18 protein-coding genes are annotated in these 17,726 nt (G+C 42.4%); 8 read left to right on the top strand and 10 right to left on the bottom strand.

Features of this window, described 5'->3' with window-relative positions:
- Positions 1-87 precede the first annotated feature (87 nt).
- Positions 88-1,590, bottom strand: a complete 1,503-nt coding sequence (cls, locus tag KFQ09_RS11510; RefSeq protein ID WP_025208143.1) for a cardiolipin synthase — start codon at positions 1,588-1,590, stop codon at positions 88-90.
- 151 nt (positions 1,591-1,741) lie between these two features.
- Here cls and KFQ09_RS11505 point away from each other — a divergent pair, with 151 nt between their 5' ends.
- The gene (locus KFQ09_RS11505) at positions 1,742-2,710 is read left to right on the top strand and encodes a S66 family peptidase (protein WP_255835681.1); all 969 of its coding nucleotides are present in this window, start codon (positions 1,742-1,744) and stop codon (positions 2,708-2,710) included.
- A 637-nt stretch (positions 2,711-3,347) separates the two neighbouring features.
- On the opposite strand, the gene argS is transcribed toward KFQ09_RS11505, so the two are convergent.
- The 5 genes from argS to speE form a co-directional block, all read right to left on the bottom strand.
- A complete protein-coding gene (argS, locus tag KFQ09_RS11500; RefSeq protein ID WP_007497706.1) occupies positions 3,348-5,021 on the bottom strand; it encodes an arginine--tRNA ligase in 1,674 nt (557 codons plus the stop codon).
- Complete coding sequence (locus KFQ09_RS11495) at positions 5,018-5,440, bottom strand: YwiB family protein (RefSeq protein WP_007497707.1); 423 nt, start codon at positions 5,438-5,440, stop codon at positions 5,018-5,020. The genes argS and KFQ09_RS11495 overlap by 4 nt, the downstream gene beginning before the upstream one ends.
- A 124-nt stretch (positions 5,441-5,564) precedes the next feature.
- Positions 5,565-5,912, bottom strand: a complete 348-nt coding sequence (locus KFQ09_RS11490) for a hypothetical protein (protein WP_048002978.1) — start codon at positions 5,910-5,912, stop codon at positions 5,565-5,567.
- 79 nt (positions 5,913-5,991) lie between these two features.
- Positions 5,992-6,864, bottom strand: a complete 873-nt coding sequence (speB, locus tag KFQ09_RS11485; RefSeq protein WP_017360073.1) for an agmatinase — start codon at positions 6,862-6,864, stop codon at positions 5,992-5,994.
- 69 nt (positions 6,865-6,933) lie between these two features.
- A complete protein-coding gene (gene speE / locus KFQ09_RS11480; protein WP_007497710.1) occupies positions 6,934-7,764 on the bottom strand; it encodes a spermidine synthase in 831 nt (276 codons plus the stop codon).
- 225 nt (positions 7,765-7,989) lie between these two features.
- Between speE and KFQ09_RS11475 the strand changes: the two genes are divergently transcribed.
- Positions 7,990-10,059: a transglycosylase domain-containing protein gene (locus KFQ09_RS11475; protein WP_255835680.1), complete on the top strand. Its 2,070-nt coding sequence runs from the start codon at positions 7,990-7,992 to the stop codon at positions 10,057-10,059.
- A gap of 125 nt (positions 10,060-10,184) precedes the next feature.
- On the opposite strand, the gene KFQ09_RS11470 is transcribed toward KFQ09_RS11475, so the two are convergent.
- Both KFQ09_RS11470 and KFQ09_RS11465 read right to left on the bottom strand, forming a co-directional pair.
- Positions 10,185-10,703 (bottom strand): YwhD family protein, encoded by a 519-nt coding sequence (locus tag KFQ09_RS11470; RefSeq protein WP_046526740.1) that lies wholly within the window; start codon positions 10,701-10,703, stop codon positions 10,185-10,187.
- A 12-nt stretch (positions 10,704-10,715) separates the two neighbouring features.
- Complete coding sequence (locus KFQ09_RS11465; protein WP_050826697.1) at positions 10,716-11,378, bottom strand: site-2 protease family protein; 663 nt, start codon at positions 11,376-11,378, stop codon at positions 10,716-10,718.
- Between the two features lie 107 nt (positions 11,379-11,485).
- On the opposite strand from KFQ09_RS11465, the gene KFQ09_RS11460 reads away from it, so the two are divergent.
- On the top strand, positions 11,486-11,671 hold the full coding sequence (locus tag KFQ09_RS11460; protein ID WP_008343530.1) for a 2-hydroxymuconate tautomerase: 186 nt from the start codon (positions 11,486-11,488) through the stop codon (positions 11,669-11,671).
- Between the two features lie 52 nt (positions 11,672-11,723).
- Here KFQ09_RS11460 and KFQ09_RS11455 read toward each other — a convergent pair whose 3' ends face one another.
- Entirely contained in the window at positions 11,724-12,536 is an 813-nt protein-coding gene (locus KFQ09_RS11455; protein ID WP_035389836.1) for a zinc-dependent metalloprotease, read from the bottom strand.
- A gap of 373 nt (positions 12,537-12,909) precedes the next feature.
- On the opposite strand from KFQ09_RS11455, the gene KFQ09_RS11450 reads away from it, so the two are divergent.
- Entirely contained in the window at positions 12,910-14,238 is a 1,329-nt protein-coding gene (locus KFQ09_RS11450; RefSeq protein WP_025208149.1) for an LLM class flavin-dependent oxidoreductase, read from the top strand.
- Positions 14,239-14,276: 38 nt separating this feature from the next.
- Here KFQ09_RS11450 and KFQ09_RS11445 read toward each other — a convergent pair whose 3' ends face one another.
- Positions 14,277-15,161 carry a LysR family transcriptional regulator gene (locus KFQ09_RS11445; RefSeq protein ID WP_008343536.1) on the bottom strand — a complete coding sequence of 295 codons (885 nt, stop codon included), beginning with the start codon at positions 15,159-15,161 and terminating at the stop codon, positions 14,277-14,279.
- Positions 15,162-15,311: 150 nt separating this feature from the next.
- Between KFQ09_RS11445 and ssuE the strand changes: the two genes are divergently transcribed.
- From ssuE to KFQ09_RS11425, 4 genes are read left to right on the top strand one after another with little or no spacing between them, the layout of a single operon-like run.
- Positions 15,312-15,863, top strand: a complete 552-nt coding sequence (gene ssuE / locus KFQ09_RS11440; protein WP_098680526.1) for an NADPH-dependent FMN reductase — start codon at positions 15,312-15,314, stop codon at positions 15,861-15,863.
- Positions 15,847-16,872, top strand: coding sequence for an LLM class flavin-dependent oxidoreductase (locus tag KFQ09_RS11435; RefSeq protein ID WP_156061385.1), 1,026 nt, complete (start codon positions 15,847-15,849; stop codon positions 16,870-16,872). Before ssuE ends, KFQ09_RS11435 begins: the two co-directional genes overlap by 17 nt.
- A complete protein-coding gene (locus KFQ09_RS11430) occupies positions 16,872-17,126 on the top strand; it encodes a glutaredoxin family protein (protein WP_098680525.1) in 255 nt (84 codons plus the stop codon). Before KFQ09_RS11435 ends, KFQ09_RS11430 begins: the two co-directional genes overlap by 1 nt.
- Positions 17,127-17,160: 34 nt before the next feature.
- Positions 17,161-17,724, top strand: a complete 564-nt coding sequence (locus tag KFQ09_RS11425; protein WP_008343543.1) for a GNAT family N-acetyltransferase — start codon at positions 17,161-17,163, stop codon at positions 17,722-17,724.
- Positions 17,725-17,726 lie beyond the last annotated feature (2 nt).

Below are 17,726 nucleotides of genomic sequence, written 5' to 3'. Positions count from 1 at the left end.
TCCTCTATAATTGATAATCATTTTCAATTATAGAGGAATCATTATAGAAATACTAGATCAGGAAATGATTTCTTCCCCTGGATTCCCTCACAATACACCTGAAAACAACCGAGCAAACGATTCCTTTAAACGTTCCTTTAAGCCCCTTTTATAAAAATGAACCGGCCCCATTTGCTCACATTCCTTCATATCTTCCTCATAATGAGCCATCAATTGCTCGATCGGTTTCTTTGCCGCTGTAAAGACATTGACCTCAAAATTGAGTTGGAAGCTTCTCATATCAACATTGGCCGTTCCGACAGAGGCAAGCTCTCCGTCTGCAATCATGACCTTTTGATGCATGAATCCTTTTTGATAGTGATACACCTTGATGCCTTCTTTCAAAAGCTCAGAAAAATAAGATCGTGTGGCGTATTGCGTGAGAAAGCCATCGTTTATCTCAGGCACCATCACACGCACATCCACCCCTCTTGTGGCCGCAATTTTTAACGCTGTGCGAATGGATTCATTTGGGACAAAATAAGGCGTCGCAATCCAGACAAATTGCTGTGCATTCGAAATGAGTGCGTCATATAAATCACTCATACTTTCCTTCATATCAGGTCCAGTCGGCACGACCTGTATGACATCTTCTCCTGTCACAGGATGCGGGGTGTGATACTTGGGATCATCAATTAACACTTCATCTGATACATACTCCCAGTCCAGCATAAATATGGAGTGAAGTGTCTGAACGGCTTCACCCTTTAACATCGTATGCGTATCACGCCAAAAGCCGATGTTTTCATCGCGTCCTACATATTCCTTCCCCACATTGAGCCCACCAACAAATCCTGTTTCTCCATCAATAATCACGATTTTTCGGTGATTTCGGAAATTGAATTTTTGATTAAAGAATCCGTATTTTAATGGCAGAAAAGGAGCGACCTTTATCCCCGCCTGCTTCAATCGTTTAATATCTTTTCGTGAGAAGCGAATGCTGCCAGCCGCATCATAGATGAATCGAACCTCTACTCCTTCTTTCACTTTTTCAATCAAGATCTCCATCATCCGGTGACCGAGAAAATCAGATTTGAACATGTAATATTCTATATGGATGAACGTTTTTGCCTTTTTTAATTCTTCAAAAATACGTGGAAAGGTTTCCTCTCCATTCTTTAAAATCTCCATATCACTATTTGTATTTACATGCATCCCTGTTGCTTTTTCTGTGTAATGAAAAAAAGCACGCTGATTATCGGTTAAACGCGTCTCATCCGGCTTACTCTCAAGCTCTGATATTCTGCGTAATTTTTCTCGGTTATACATTCTCTTTGATTTAAACAAATGTCCTTTGACATAAAGCTGCCCCGAGAACAAATAAAACATATAGCCGATGATCGGGAAAAAGATCAGTACATACATCCATAACAGCGTGTGCTGTGATGTCCGGTTCTCTAGCATAAGCGAGATAATACTAAATAAAATGATGGCGATATAACTAGCTGCGTAAAGCTGAAAACCCCACGCTGGAACCGGCCACCAAAACACCACATATGCCCCAAATATCATGAAATATAAAAATAGAAATTCCAGTCTCCTCTTTTTCACATTCTCCGCCCTCATTCTGTCTTTTTCTTTTCCATACCCTTTGCACAGCTCGTCTGAAACGCACGGTTTGCTGCTTTCTTTTAGCTTTTACAGACTGGAGCGTTTTGATCCGATATAATGGAAAATATGTGAAGGAAGGGACGAATGACTGATGCGTACACCATCTGCTTTAAAAAAGGGAAGCCACATTCGGGTAATTGCTCCAAGCCGAAGTGCCAGCATTTTATCAGAAGAAGGAATGGCTCAGGCGAAAAAACGTTTAGAGGCATTAGGGTTCACTGTTTCTTTTGGACAACACGTGTTTGAATGTGATCTGCATTCCACTTCTTCTATTGAACACCGTTTATCTGATCTACATGAGGCATTCTCAAATGATGAAGTCGACGGTATTTTGACAGCAATCGGCGGCTTTAACTGCAATGAGCTTTTGCCTTATATAGATTATGATTTGATCCGTCAGCACCCAAAAGTTCTTTGCGGCTACAGTGATATTACCGCACTTGCAAACGCCATTACCGCCAAATGTGACATGGTGACGTACTCAGGTCCTCATTTCTCCAGTTTCCAAATGGAACAAGGACAAGAGGAGCAGACAGCCATGTTTCAAGCGTGCGTGATGAGTAGCGAGCCATTTGATGTCACCCCTTCTACAAAGTGGAGTGATGATGCGTGGTATCTTGATCAAGCAAATAGGCAGTTTCATCCGACAACATGGGGGATTTATCAGGAAGGAACAGCTGAAGGCACCTTGTATGGCGGAAATCTTTGTACACTGAACTTATTGCAAGGGACACCCTTTATGCCTCACCTCAAGGATGACATCTTATTTGTGGAGGATGATGACTTGGTCTTTCCTGAAATGTTTGCCAGAGACCTTGCCTCGCTCTTGCAACATGCCGAATCCATTAAAGGGTTAATCATCGGACGTTTTCAAAAGAAATCCAAGATGACAGAGGAACATTTGAGGTTCATTCTAGATAAGCACCCAATGCTTCAACACATTCCAGTGATTTACGATGTCGATATCGGACATACACAGCCAGTCTTCACCTTGCCGATTGGCGGGAGTGCCGAATTATCCTGCGACGGCGGGCAAATCCAATGGCGTGTTCATGCATAAATAAAACCTAAAAAGCACCCACATATGAGGGTGCTTTTTCTATGCCTTTATTTCTTTTTAAAATTTTTTTAGAAAAAGTGATCCAATCCTTCATCCCCTTCGTTAAGTAGATGTAAAAAGAAAAGAGAGGAGGCAAAAACATGTTCTCTGATGTACTTAGCCAATTATTCGATTCTATCTCTAACATTATCAATACACTTGGATAATCCCATTAACGCACACATACTACATGCTTGCCGAAGGGAGGATACAAACTATGTTCTCTGATGTACTTAGCCAATTATTCGATTCTATCTCTAACATTATCAATACACTTGGATAATCCCATTAACTTACACATACTACATGCTTGCCGAAGGGAGGATACAAACTATGTTCTCTGATGTACTTAGCCAATTATTCGATTCTATTTCTAACATCATTAACACACTGGGGTAATTCCTATGACACGCACATACTACATGCTTTCTGAAAGGAGGATACGCTCATGTTCTCTGATGTACTTAGTCAATTATTCGATTCTATTTCTAACATTATTAATACGCTTGGTTAATGTTCAAAACCCGCTATCTCTAGAGAATAGCGGGTTTTTTATATAAAGAAGCCCCGCTCATAAAATAGAGCGGGGCTTTTTGCATTACATTTTTTCCGGAGCCGATACGCCAATGAGTTTTAATGCATTCGCAAGCGTGATTTGTGTCGCCTTCATTAGTGATAGACGTGCTGTTGTTTTTGTTTCATTTTCAACATCAATGACCTTCTCGGCGTTGTAGAAGCTGTGAAGGGCTGATGCTAGATCATAGATATAGTTTGTGACGCGGTGCGGAATACGTTTTTCTGCTGCTTCTGCTACAACCTCTGGGAAGCTGCCGATGATTTTCAGAAGATCGTATTCTTTATCGGACTGAATGTGAGAGAAATCTGCTTTTTCAAGGTTTGGCTCGTAGCCTTTTTCTTCCCCTTGACGGAGCATGCTGCAAATTCTCGCATGTGCATATTGCGCGTAGTACACAGGGTTTTCGTTAGACGTAGAAATCGCTAAGTCTAAGTCAAAGTCCATATGTGTCGCCGCACTTCTCATCGCAAAGAAATAACGAGTGGCATCTAAGCCCACTTCTTCAATCAAGTCACGCATTGTGACGGCTTTACCTGTACGTTTACTCATCTTCATCTTTTCACCGTTTTTGTAAAGGTGAACAAGCTGAATGATTTCGACTTCCAGTTTGTCCTCTGGATATCCGAGTGCTTGGATTGCCGCTTTCATTCGAGGAATGTAGCCGTGATGATCCGCTCCCCAAATGTTGATGAGCTGGTCAAAACCTCTGTCTAATTTGTCCTTGTGATATGCGATATCTGGAAGCAAGTACGTGAAGCTGCCGTCTTTTTTAATCAGGACACGGTCCTTGTCATCACCAAAATCAGTTGAACGTAACCATGTTGCGCCATCTTCTTCAAAGACATAGCCTTTAGCGCGAAGTGTTTCTAGCGCTGGTTCGATTTTTCCGTTTTCATATAAAGACGTTTCAGAATACCACACATCAAATGGGACACGGAAATTCTCTAGGTCGACACGTAGTTTTTCTAGTTCATATTTTAAACCGTACTCACGGAAGAATTTCATACGCTCTTCTTCTGGTTCATGCACGAAACGGTCACCAAATTCATCCGCAAGTTTCTGCCCGATGCCTTTGATGTCTTCTCCTCTGTAACCGTCCTCTGGCATTTCTTTTTCAAGACCGAGCGCCTCAAAGTAACGTACTTCTACAGATAGAGCAAGGTTATTGATCTGATTGCCAGCATCGTTGATATAGTATTCACGGCTCACGTCGAAGCCTGCTTTATCAAGGATGTTGCAAAGAGAATCTCCTACAGCTGCACCGCGGGCATGTCCAAGATGAAGGTCACCTGTTGGGTTGGCTGAGACGAATTCGACTTGTACTTTTTGACCGCCGCCTGTATTCGTTTCGCCATAAGCCTCTTTTGCCTCAAGAACTGCCGGAATCAGTTTCGTTAAATACTGATTGTTCATATAAAAGTTGATGAATCCTGGACCTGCAATATCCAGTTTTTCAATTGACGCTTTGCCTTTATCAAATGCATTCACAATGTCCTCGGCGATTTGACGAGGTGCTTTTTTCGCAATGCGTGCCAGCTGCATCGCCATATTGGTGGAATAATCACCGTGAGTTTTGTCTTTTGGCACTTCCAAAAGAACATCCGGCACCTGGCTTTCATCAGCAAGTCCTGCTTTGACGACTGCCGCAATGATTTCTTCTTTTAACGCATCTTTGACCTGTTCTGCGATATTCATGAACGTAAATCCTCCTTATATGAAATCGATAATGTATGTAAATGCTTTTGATCTTCACCTGTCAGCATATCGTACGTAATGTGCAGAAGCCCATTGTCTACATCAAGATCAATGCCATGTGTGTGCACATCGAGCTGAAGTGTGCCAAATGGCATCGTGTAATGTGTCACGGTCGTTTCTCCAATGAGAAAGCGCTGCTTCATTTGAATTGCACCTGATCTCATGACAAAAATTTCTTTTTCACTTATTTTGACAACAGTTTTTACTTGACCCATTTCATGTTCTTCATGGTAAGTGAGATACGTTTTGTCATTCTTCTCTTGATACGTCCCAGTTGTGCGGAATTCGATCGTTTCAGCCGGTTCCGTCTCTGGTTTCATCACTGACTTTACATGAATTGAAATTTGGTTTTGTGTCATTTTGCACTTCCTTTGCTAAGACCCGTTTAACTAAAATAGTATACCATAATCCCGATTGCCTATCATCCCATCATTTCTCATCTTCGTGTGGATGAAACCCCATTTTTGATCTTCACATGTCTCTTTAGAATAAAAGAAAAATGAAGCTCACCCCTATCACGAGTCCAGTCTTAAGCCCTGCGCTTTTTCGATTGATGAGATAAAACAGTGCTTGGATACCTGAACTTGCCAAAAATGCCTGAAACAAATCAAATGGGAGAAGATGCCCTTGCTTATAAACAAACTGCAGCAACAGCGCAATGCCAGTGAGATAGAAAAAGCCTCGATCCTGAAACAGATGAACCATCTCATCCTTTGCCTCTTTTTTCGAGGTAAAAGTAGGCGGACTCGCTGCAAGCTCTCTTTTCAGCGTAAGAAAGCCTGCCGCTAACACACATAAAGCGAGTAATACCATCAATACAGAAGAAAACATGACCTGCCTCCTTTATCATGTCACCCATGTAAAAAAAAGAGCTTGTCCATATGAGATGACAAGCTCCTCTATCAAGATGTTATTTCACAAATCCAAGCAGCATTTCTCGTAAAAGTTTGCTTGCTGTATTCGCCGTTTGATCGGAATGATCATATACAGGCGCTACCTCTACAAGGTCTGCACCGACGACATGCACATCAGAACCAGCAATGGCATGAATAGATGCCAGCAGTTCTTTTGACGTAATACCGCCAGCATCTACCGTTCCTGTACCAGGCGCATGAGCTGGGTCAAGTACATCGATGTCAATTGTCACATAAACTGGACGGCCTTTCAGCTTTGGCAATACTTGCTTCAATGGCTCCAGCACTTCAAATTTAGAAATGTGCATGCCTGCTTCTTTTGCCCATTCAAATTCTTCTTTCATCCCTGAACGGATGCCGAAAGAGTATACATTTTCAGGTCCAATAAGTCCTGCAACTTTACGAATCGGTGTCGAATGTGAAAGCGGCTCACCCTCATATTCCTCACGAAGATCGGTATGTGCGTCCATATGGATGATGGCCAAATCAGGGTATTTCTTATACATCGCACGGAAAACCGGCCAAGACACAAGATGCTCTCCGCCCATTCCTAATGGAAACTTCCCTTTTTCTAAAATGCTGTCGACATACTCTTCAATTAAATCTAAGCTTTTCTGTGCATTGCCAAATGGAAGCGGGATGTCGCCAGCATCAAAGAATGGCACCTCGTGCAGTTCACGATCTAAATAAGGACTGTATTCCTCTAATCCAATGGATACTTCACGAATACGGTTCGGGCCAAAACGTGAGCCTGGACGGTAACTGACGGTCCAATCCATCGGCATCCCGTATAAAATGACTTTTGCATCTTCCCATGTCGGATGACTTCCAATAAACACTTTTCCTGAGTAAGCCTCGTCGAATCTCATGCAAGATTCCTCCTTTTACGCTTCAAAAAATGCGCAAACTGACATTTGCGCATTTCCATTTCGCTTGATTTATTTGATTAAATCGCTCACAAATTTCGGCAGAACGAATGCCGCTTTGTGCAATTCTTTTGTGTAATATTTCGTATCAATATCAAAGAAGCGGCTGTCTTCTACAGCAAGTGGATCATACTTCTTAGAACCAATGGTAAATGTCCAAAGACCGCTTGGATATGTTGGGATATTCGCTGTATATAACATGGTAATCGGGAAAATTTCTTTTACATCACGCTGTACATTTGTAATTAACTCAGGTGTGAACCAAGGGTTGTCCGTCTGTGCAACGAAAATACCGTCTTCTTTTAGTGCTTTTGAGATTCCTGCATAGAAACCTTTAGAGAACAAGTTCACAGCTGGTCCAACTGGCTCAGTTGAGTCAACCATGATCACGTCATATTCGTTGTCGGCTTCCGCAATGTGCATAAAGCCGTCTCCCACTTTCACCTCTACACGAGGATCGTCTAGTTTCCCAGCAATTGAAGGAAGGAACTTCTTCGAGTATTCAATGACCTTGCCATCAATATCAACAAGTGTCGCTTTTTTCACACTTGGATGCTTCAGGATTTCACGAATAACACCACCGTCTCCTCCGCCTACGACAAGAACATTTTCCGGGTTTGGATGAGTGAAAAGAGGAACATGTGCCACCATTTCGTGGTATACAAACTCATCTTTCTCTGATGTCATCACCATACCGTCTAAAAACAGCATATTGCCAAACTCTTCTGTTTCCACCATTTCTAAATGCTGAAAATCTGTTTGTTCTGTGTGAAGGGTTTTGTTCACCTTCAATGTAATGCCAAAATTCTTCGTTTGCTTCTCTGTATACCAAAGTTCGCTCATCGTTCATCTTCCTCTCATCCAATAATAAACAAACATCTATTGTTAGCGCCTTTTATCGGCTATGACTATATCGATTGTCCAAGAAAAAAGTATAGTGGATTCGTATCAAATTGTAAAGAACCGCATGAGATAACTTCATTTTTAAAGCACACCCTTGCAGTCACCTGTTTAAAACGGTTTTCTTTGTCCCATACTGATAAAAAACCGTCAAAATGGGGGCTTTGCATGGACACAATCATGAGTAATAAAAAAATCCGCATGACCGTGAAAACGATTCGGGCCTGTTTTTTTATCGGCTTGCTCGCTTTTCTATTTGCAGGCACAGTCTTTTTGACGATTCTTTTACTTGCTAAGTGGCAAGGCGCTCCCTCTGTTCAAGTTCCCCAATCCACGACCATTTATGCAGCCGATGGGTCTAAACTTGGCGAATCAAGCTTTGGAGAAAAGAGATATTGGGTTCCGTTAAAGGACATGTCCCCTCATATACAGCAGGCAGTGGTCGCGGTTGAGGATAAAACCTTTTATCAGCATCACGGCTTTGATGTGAAACGAATGGCAGGTGCTGCGGTGGCAGACATTCGTGCAATGGCAAAGGTACAAGGCGCCAGCACGATCACCCAGCAATACGCACGAAATTTATATTTAGATCATGATAAAACATGGAAGCGAAAGTGGAATGAAGCCTTTTACACGATCCGCTTAGAACAAAACTATACAAAAGATGAGATATTGGAAGGATACTTGAACACCATTTATTATGGCCACGGCGCATACGGCGTGGAAGCGGCATCCCGCCTTTACTTTGGAAAAAAAGCGAAGAACTTAACTTTAGCTGAGTCTGCCTTGCTTGCCGGTATTCCTAAGGGGCCTTCTCTCTACTCCCCTTATGTGAACGAAGAAAGAGCCGAAGCAAGAAAAAAGATGATCCTACAGCAAATGCAAGAGGATGGCATGATCACGAAAAAAGAGGCTGCTGATGCCAGCAAGGAAAAGCTGTCCTATCGCCCGCTCAAGCAAAAGCAGCTGCAAGCAAAGTTGGCCCCATATTTTTATGATGATGTGATTCGTGAACTAAAACAAACGCTGGGCTTAACCGAGGAACAAATTGAAACGTATGGTCTTCATATCGAAACGACCTTACAACCTGAATTACAAAAAATCGCTGAAAAGACTTTAACCAACATCATGGATGCTGAATCAGATATCCAAATCGGCTTTGCTGCCATCCATCCCCAAACAGGGCATGTACTCACCCTCATAGGCGGGAGAGATTACGAGAAAAGCCCATTCAACCGGGTCACACAAGCGAAAAGACAGCCGGGTTCAACAATGAAACCACTTCTCTATTACATGGCTTTGCAAAATGGGTTTACACCAGCAACCGTGATGCGCAGTGAAGAAACTGTTTTTGAACTCGATGAGCAAGGAAGCGGCGCCGCTTATTCACCAAGCAACTATCATGGCTATTACGCCAATGACGGTATTACGATGCTTCAGGCTTTGGCTCTATCTGATAACATTTATGCGGTCAAAACCCATCTATTTTTAGGAATGGAACAGCTTGTACGTGCAGGCAAAACGTTCGGGATTCACGAAAAACTAGATCAAGTACCTTCACTTGCGCTAGGTACTTCACCTGTCAAACCAATCGAAATGACCAATGCTTACGCGATGCTGGTCAATGGAGGAAAACGTGTCAAGCCTACCTTTATTACGAAAGTAACGGACGCAAAGGGCAACGTACTCTTTGAGGAGAAACAAAAACGAGAGCAAGTACTAGATGAAAAAGCAGCATTTGTCACCACTGACATGATGTCAGGGATGTTCAATGATCAATTAAATGGCTATACAAGTGTCACAGGTCGTACCATTTCAAAAGATCTTACCAGAACGTATGGAGGGAAATCGGGGACGACAGGCGCTGACAGCTGGATGATCGGCTTCTCTCCCCAGCTCGTCACAGGTGTGTGGACCGGCTATGATAAAGGACGTACCATTGACTCGGTCAAAGAAACCGCCTATGCGAAAAAGATATGGGCTTCCTTTATGGAATCAGCCCTCTCAAACCAGCCAGCCTCCTCCTTCATGCCGCCAGACGGTGTAAAAGGCGTATATATCAATCCAAAAACGGGTGATCTCGCAGGCCCAGGATGCGAATCAAAGGTATTTACCTATTTTATAGAAGGAACGGAGCCGACCGGTGTCTGCTATGGTGCCGAGAACAAAGCATCTGAGCAAGACACGGCTCAGGATCAACAGCCTAAGAAATGGTGGGAAAAGTGGCTGAAGCGTTAAAAATGGACATGAAAAACCCCGAGATCTGCATCTCGGGATTCTCCATGTCCTAGCTTTAACACCAGTTTACTGAAAAAACGACTGGAATTGGTATCCATTCATCATTCTTCACAAAAATTTCACAATTACTCAGGAACAGCCAATCCTTCTTTTAATTCATCTGTGGATGCTTCCCATAACGCCTCATTGTGACTCTTCAAGAAATCAGCGAGCACCTTTTTCGAACCATCATCCATATGATTGACAACGATTTTACGCTTCATGGATTTATCCATTAAATTCACATGCTCAGGAAGCGACTTATATCCTCTGCGGATCGAGCGGTCAACCGTCATTTCACAAGCTGTGACGCCTGCATAATATGGCCCCTCTTCTCTGCGGTCAATCGTCACCCATACGAGCCAATACGGTTTTCCGTTAGGTACCTCTTCTTTGGTTTTTAAAAATTTAATTCCTTTTTCGACGGCACTTCTTGCATGCATCGCACCAATATCAATGACGGCTTCCTTTTCCTCCACATCAATGATGACTGGCGAGATATTATCAAGGCTGAGGGCACCTGCCCCAAAACCTCCATGTCCATCCGTTGCATCTGTTTTTTTAATGATATTAAAACCAATTGGTTTCTTCTTTTTACCTTCCATTCATTAAACCTCCTAAAGCAGCGGCTTCAAAATAAGATTAAACCAGTATATGATTTGATCCCGCATTCCGATCAACGGAACAAAAACAAACTGACCTAGCGGTGTGATGACAAAGATGAGGAAAATGATGATTCCATACTGTTCAAACTGCGTCATCTTTGCACGGATGCCGGGACTGACAACATCCTCAATAATACGATATCCATCCAGCGGCGGGATCGGTAATAAGTTAAATAGGAACAAAATCACGTTCAAGTTAATAAAGATTTGGAAGAAATAATCGACCCCCGGCTCAAAGCGAATGAGCGACTCCCCACCAAATTTCTGAAGAAGCGCATACACACAAAAGCCCAAAAATGCCAAAACCAAATTGCTTAATGGTCCAGCGATCGACACACATATCCCTGCGAGACGTGGGTTTTTGAAATGGTACCGATTCACAGGTACAGGCCTCGCCCAGCCAAACCCAGCCACAAAGATCAAGATCGTCCCGAAAACATCAAGGTGCTTCAATGGATTGAGCGTCAGTCTCCCTTGATTTTTAGCTGTCGGATCTCCAAAACGATACGCAACATATGCATGCGCCAGCTCGTGCATCGTAAAAGCCACAACAAGCGTAATGGCGACATATGGAATCAGTTCTAATGGATAAACAAGAAATTGGTCCAAAGGCATGAATCCCTCTTTCTTTCTATACAATGATTTACTTCATTCAGTATACTATAAGAAGTCCCTTAAACTAAAGGGAAGCGTAGCATGAAAGGAAAAAGGAGGTTTTCGCCATGCCAATTATCACCGTTCAAATGCTTGAAGGAAGAACAGATGAGCAGAAAAGAGCTCTTGTGGAGAAAGTCACAGATGCCGTTGTTGAAACAACAGGCGCAGGTGCAGAAAAAGTCTCTGTCATTATTGAAGAAATGAAAAAAGAACATTATGCTGTAGCAGGAAAGCGAATGAGCGACCTGTAAGCATATAAAAAGGACAAACACTTTTTCGGTGTTTGTCCTTTTGTCTCTTACCTTATCTGTACCAAGCTTTATTACGGTTCACTTGATTTTTATGAGCCGCATCGAAGTAATCGACAGTGTAAGAATAATCATAATTCATTAAGCAGACAATTCCGCTGCCTTGAGGGTCATGCGGCAAACCAAAGTTATGGCCGTATTCATGTGTAGCCGCTTTTGCTGTATTCGCTGTTCCTTGATCAAGGTTGACACTGAATGCACTTCCGCTCGGTGCACTATTGTAAACATAAGCGATTCCGCCAGCATCAAAGTTTGGATTTGCTGTAAATCCTGTGACAAAATCGTATCCTCTGCCATCAAAGCTGCGCTGAAGGTTAGACAAAATTTGTGATGCATTTGATCCTGAAGACGTCCAAGACCCTACGGCTTGTACGACAAAGTCCACATCATGATCACGGTTAAATGTCACATCCGCTTGCTCAATGATGCTGACAATGCGCGTCTGCCAATCACTATATTTCGCACGATACTGCGCATCAGCTACTGCATAGACGGTCACTTTCTGACTGCCTGTACTAGCTTTTGTTGAAATCGAATCTCCTGTATTTGCTTTAAAGGTTCTAGACCCTACCTGTTTACCAGACTCGTCTAAAATTTTTGTTGTCACATCTCTTTCAATAGGAGGTGCCTTCGTCAAATCTTTAAAATCGTTTGCCTTTGGCAACCCTTCACTAATATGTGTTTCGAACGGCGCATGACCATGATCATGCCCATGACCTGCACTTGCAACTGGTGCTGAAGCTGAACTTACCCCCGGTAACAAACTACCTACCAATAAAAATGACAAAAAGACTGAACGCTTTTTCATTCCTATCCTCCTTTGTTTTTCACAAGGTTATATATTCACTGAAAATTCACCATTTTCCTTCTATTCAGTCAAAAACAGGGAATTTGATATACAGGAAGAAAGTCGAATCATGTCATTTTCACTAATTTTCCGGATATTTTGACACACATTTCATCAAAAAACAGAACTTTTGGTCTGGGTCATTTACATAGTAATCATCCGCCTTTTTCTAAAATGATGTCATAGACCCAGCCACATCATATAAGGGAGAAAAAATTGATATTAGAAAAGATAAAGTCAGACTTTACTGATACGAATTATACTTCTTTGCGATTCTCCCTTATGATGAAGAACATAAAAACAATGCTACTTCAAAACAGAAGGGACGATCCACATGTCTGAAAAAAAGCACATACAATTTGGATTAATGTTACATGGTCCAGGAGGTCATATGAATGCATGGAAGGATGAATCCGTTCCAGCAGATGCAAGTGTGAACATTGATTATTATCAAGCAATGACAAAAAAGGCAGAAGCAGCGGGTTTCCGTTTTGTCTTTGTCGCAGATGGCTTATATATTCATGAACATTCAATTCCTCATTTCTTGAACCGATTTGAACCATTAACCATCTTATCCGCTCTTGCAGCGGTCACGAAACAGATTGGACTTGTGGGCACCGTATCCACTTCTTACAGTGAGCCCTTTACCATTGCACGGCAATTCGCATCCCTAGATAAATTAAGTAAAGGCCGGGCCGGATGGAATGTTGTGACTTCCCCACTTGAAGGCTCTGCTGAAAATCACATCATTCGTCCGCATCCAAGCCATTCACTTCGATATGAAATTGCAGAAGAATACTTAAAAGTAGTGAACGGCCTATGGAGCTCATGGGAAGAAGATGCTTTTATAAGAGATCGATCAACAGGGGTTTTCTTCGATCGGGATAAACTGCACACATTAAACCATCATGGCAAACACTTTTCTGTCAAAGGTCCTTTGAATATCGAACGATCTGAACAAGGTCAGCCCGTGATTTTTCAGGCAGGTGCGTCAGAGGCAGGAAAGGATCTAGCCGCAAAAGAAGCGGACGCAGTATTTACGAATGCAGACTCACTTGAGAAGGCGAAAGCATATTACCGCGACGTGAAAAATAGAGCCGCAGCGCTGGGCAGAAATCCAGCTGATATCAAAATTTTCCCTGGCATCCACCCGATTACAGGGAGAACAGTCGAAGAAGCAGAAGAAAAATATGAAGCCATTCAACATCTGGTTTCTATTGAAGAAGCCCTTCATTACCTGGGCAGGTTCTTTGATCACTTGGACTTCAGTCAATTTCCACTTGATGAGCCATTTCCTGATATCGGTGATGCCGGTTCAAACAGCTTTCAATCCACAACAGAATCGATTAAAAAAATGGCGAAAGAACAAAACTTGACCTTAAGAGAAGTCGCTCTACGAGTGACCACTCCCAAAAGTGCTTTTTTCGGAACTTATGAACAAGTGGCAGACCAGCTGATCCAATGGATCGAAGAAGATGCCGCAGATGGATTTATTTTTGGCGCGCCTATTCTAGCAAGCGGTTTATCTGAATGGACGGAACACGTCATTCCGATATTAGTAGAAAGAGGATATTACGACCCGAATTATCCAGCTCATACCCTTCGTGAAAATTTGGGTCTGCCTATTAAGAAAAATCAGTTTCTTAAACAAACCGTGAAATAAACATGAAAAGAGGGGTTAGCTCAAAGGCTACCCTCTTTTCATGTTGGTTGATGAAGTCGATTTTCGATGAGATCAATGAATTGAAGTACGGCTCTTCCTGGCGAATCATTTGTTTTCCTCAATAGACCAACTGGCGGGGAAACATGAATGCCCTTTATTTCTAATACCTTGGTGCCTGGAAGGGTAAAGGAATGAGCAGTTCTTGTAAAAAGAGAGACACCTAATCCAGCCTGAACATAATGTTTATGGGACATGCTGCTCGTAATCTCTAACTTATTGTAATTGGTCCCAATGACATCGACGATTTGTTGTTCAATTTGAATACGGATGGGGCAATTGTGTGGCGTGAATAAAATGGTCTCATCCTTTAAATCTGTCACCTCCACTACCCCTTTTTCCGCTAATCGATGGGAAGACGGGACGAGCAGCACGATATCATCTTGAAAAAGAGGCTTATAGCTATTCTCCATCGAAGCTTCTGGTGCTCCGCAAATCGCAAAATCAATCTCATCATGAGAAAGTAAGGAACTCAACGTATTCGCATCCGCTACTTGCACAGAAAATTCTACATTAGGAAACCTTTCCTTGAATTCTGCAATAAGTGCAGGAAATTCTAAGCTGGCTGTAGGCTCAGAAACACCGATGCGAATGAACCCCGCAATGCCCACTTCTAAATCTTGGAGTGTTTTCGTCAATTTCTCATATTCATTGAGTAAAGAATTGGCTCTTTCATAAAAAAGCTGTCCTGATGCTGTTAACTTTAAGGTCTTCCCTCTTTCTAGAAGCTTCTCTCCAATTTCCTCTTCTAAATGTTTGATGTGCAAAGTGATGGTTGGCTGAGAATAATTCAGCGCTTCTGCTGCTTTTAAAAAATTTCCGTATTTCACGATCGTGGCAAAGGTGCGTATCGCTCGAATCTCCATGAAAACCCCTCTTCTCCCTGTATTTTAAATATCTGAATCGTGTATTTATGATTACTAATTATACTTTTCTATTGGTTTGCCTTATTATAATTTATATTATCAACTATTCCAAGTTGTTTAGAAGGAATTATCAGAAATGGAGGAGACGAATTGGCAAAAGTAACGATTATAGCAGGCGGGCATTCCGTCCAATCTCGGTTAACCGGTGTCCTGCAACACATCCATCATCGTTTGGCGTTACATGGGATTGATGTTCATGTCATTCAAGTCCACCAGCTTCCTAGCAGTGCCTTAATAGGAGCAGATTTTTCAAACGAAGACATTGTCAAAGCCATTGAGCTTGTGAATGAGAGCGACGGTGTCATTGTGTTAACACCTGTCTACAAAGCGTCTTTTTCCGGTATTTTAAAAACTTTTTTAGATCTACTCCCCCAGAAAGCGTTACAAGGGAAACCCGTTCTTCCCTGTGTTTTAGGAGGAACATACGGACATTTACTCGTCATTGAATATGCACTTAAACCTATTATTCATCAACTCGGTGCAACCGTCGTTCAATCTGGTGTGTATGTTGTCGATCAACAGGTCACAAAGCAGGATTCAAATAGCTATGTGCTTGATCCAGATGCCACAAACAGATTAAACCTCGCACTATCTCAATATCAAAGTCTAATAGGAGGAACAGCCAATGTCGCTCACCCTTAGTATTCTTGATCAAAGCCTCGTCAGTGAAAACGAGAAAGCAGAGACCGGTATTCAGCATACTGTCAGATTGGCTGAAGCAGCAGATCAGCTTGGTTATCACAGGTTTTGGGTGTCTGAACATCACAATAATTCTCAAGTGGCAGGATCATCCCCTGAAGCCCTCGCCGGTTATCTTTTAGCAAAAACGAACCATTTGCGAATTGGGTCTGGCGGTGTCATGCTTCAGCATTACAGCCCGTTTAAGGTGGCTGAAACATTTCATGTACTGGCATCACTAGCGCCTGGCAGAGTCGATTTAGGCGTTGGGAAAGCACCGGGAGGGTTGAACCTCTCGACACAAGCGCTTCAGGAAGATTATCAAGCGTCACGGAAAGACTTTTCTCAAAAATTAGTGGATCTCAAAACGTATCTTACTGAACAAGCAAATGAGTTAAATGCTCAGCCAATTCCTAGCGTATCACCCGACATGTTCCTTCTAGGCGGCAGTAAAGAGAGCGCGGAATTCGCAGCGAAACTTGGGATATCCTTTGTGTTTGCCTATTTTATTAACGGGGATGACGCATTATTAAAAGAAGCAAGAGAGACTTTTCAAAAATTCAAGACACAGAACACGCACCAGCAATTTCTTCTCGCCATCACCGTATCTGTAGCGGAAGACCACAAACAAGCCATCTCGTACATCAAGCAAAAGGAAACAGTAAAGGTCTCCTTTTCCGATGGAAGAAAGCTTAATGTGACGTCACTAGAAGATGCAGAAAAGCTGGTGAAAGGAACAAAAAAAGAACACTACAACATTCACGTTCAAAAAACCGGTTATACCGCTGGCACAAAAGAAACCGTTCATCACCGGCTGACTGAACTAGCCGAGACATATGAGATCAACGAGTTCATTGTGCTATCTCCGATTGTAGACATTGAGGCAAGAATAGCGTCTATCACATTATTAAAAGAAGCATTTGATCATGAACTAACAGCCAAAAACCAAATAAACCAAGAGGTGAGCGTCTAATGTCAAATAATCAAAAAATCATTTTATGGAGCAAAAAAGGATGCAGCTATTGTCAGGACATTCAGTCCTATTTCAACGAACAGCACATTACTTATTCAACCATTGATGTAACAGAACATGATCATTACAGAAATATTTTAGAAGAAAAATACGGCGTCCGTTACGTGCCAGTAGTAGAAATCAGCCGTGATCCCCACGTGTATCAAGCATTGCTGAATCCAGATATCGATGCTTTACGAAAAGCGTTGAGCTGATATTACACACTACCCTTTTGATTGGAGGTTTGTCATGAGTCGAGATATTTTTCGCATCGCTACCGAAGAAGATGCACCGGCTTTTCTAGAATTGCTGTCCAGTGCATTTAAACCGCTTGGAGAAATGGGCATTGATTGGCCATCCACGAACGCCACACTTGAAATGGTCACAGAAAACATCAAACAATCTGTTGCTGTTGTGTTAGAACGAGACGGGCGTCTCATATCAACCATCACCATACGTTTTCCATGGGAGAGCACTCAACCGGTTTCAGGCTATCCATTTGTTTGGTGGTTTGCCACAGCTCCTGATTTAGCCGGTCAAGGGATTGGAAATAAGCTGCTCGATTATGTAGAAAACACCTTGCTTCGGCAGACATTTAAAGCACCAGCATACACACTGGGTACTTCTGGCCGGAAACACCCCTGGCTTCTAGAGATGTACGAACGAAAAGGCTATACAGCATATATTGAACGTGAAGCCGATAATGGCGACTTAGGTGTATTAATGTATAAAGTCCTCATCCCTGAACGGTTCGATGCCGCCATATTAGGCGCACCGCCCTCAGAAGAAAAAGTCCAAACGACTTCAACATAGGA

The organism is Bacillus sp. FS02 (assembly GCF_024398395.1).
Classification (GTDB): Bacteria; Bacillota; Bacilli; order Bacillales; family Bacillaceae; genus Bacillus; species Bacillus altitudinis.
Note: the sequence above shows the minus strand (reverse complement) of the source record. Positions and strands in the feature narration are given on the sequence as shown.

Coding starts and splice junctions, on each gene's coding strand:
- KFQ09_RS11505 (WP_255835681.1), top strand. CDS start 1,742: ATGCGTACACCATCTGCTTTAAAAAAGGGAAGCCACATTCGGGTAATT.
- argS (WP_007497706.1), bottom strand. CDS start 5,021: ATGAATATCGCAGAACAGGTCAAAGATGCGTTAAAAGAAGAAATCATT.
- KFQ09_RS11495 (WP_007497707.1), bottom strand. CDS start 5,440: ATGACACAAAACCAAATTTCAATTCATGTAAAGTCAGTGATGAAACCA.
- KFQ09_RS11490 (WP_048002978.1), bottom strand. CDS start 5,912: ATGTTTTCTTCTGTATTGATGGTATTACTCGCTTTATGTGTGTTAGCG.
- speB (WP_017360073.1), bottom strand. CDS start 6,864: ATGAGATTCGACGAGGCTTACTCAGGAAAAGTGTTTATTGGAAGTCAT.
- speE (WP_007497710.1), bottom strand. CDS start 7,764: ATGAGCGAACTTTGGTATACAGAGAAGCAAACGAAGAATTTTGGCATT.
- KFQ09_RS11475 (WP_255835680.1), top strand. CDS start 7,990: ATGGACACAATCATGAGTAATAAAAAAATCCGCATGACCGTGAAAACG.
- KFQ09_RS11470 (WP_046526740.1), bottom strand. CDS start 10,703: ATGGAAGGTAAAAAGAAGAAACCAATTGGTTTTAATATCATTAAAAAA.
- KFQ09_RS11465 (WP_050826697.1), bottom strand. CDS start 11,378: ATGCCTTTGGACCAATTTCTTGTTTATCCATTAGAACTGATTCCATAT.
- KFQ09_RS11460 (WP_008343530.1), top strand. CDS start 11,486: ATGCCAATTATCACCGTTCAAATGCTTGAAGGAAGAACAGATGAGCAG.
- KFQ09_RS11455 (WP_035389836.1), bottom strand. CDS start 12,536: ATGAAAAAGCGTTCAGTCTTTTTGTCATTTTTATTGGTAGGTAGTTTG.
- KFQ09_RS11450 (WP_025208149.1), top strand. CDS start 12,910: ATGTCTGAAAAAAAGCACATACAATTTGGATTAATGTTACATGGTCCA.
- KFQ09_RS11445 (WP_008343536.1), bottom strand. CDS start 15,161: ATGGAGATTCGAGCGATACGCACCTTTGCCACGATCGTGAAATACGGA.
- KFQ09_RS11435 (WP_156061385.1), top strand. CDS start 15,847: ATGTCGCTCACCCTTAGTATTCTTGATCAAAGCCTCGTCAGTGAAAAC.
- KFQ09_RS11430 (WP_098680525.1), top strand. CDS start 16,872: ATGTCAAATAATCAAAAAATCATTTTATGGAGCAAAAAAGGATGCAGC.
- KFQ09_RS11425 (WP_008343543.1), top strand. CDS start 17,161: ATGAGTCGAGATATTTTTCGCATCGCTACCGAAGAAGATGCACCGGCT.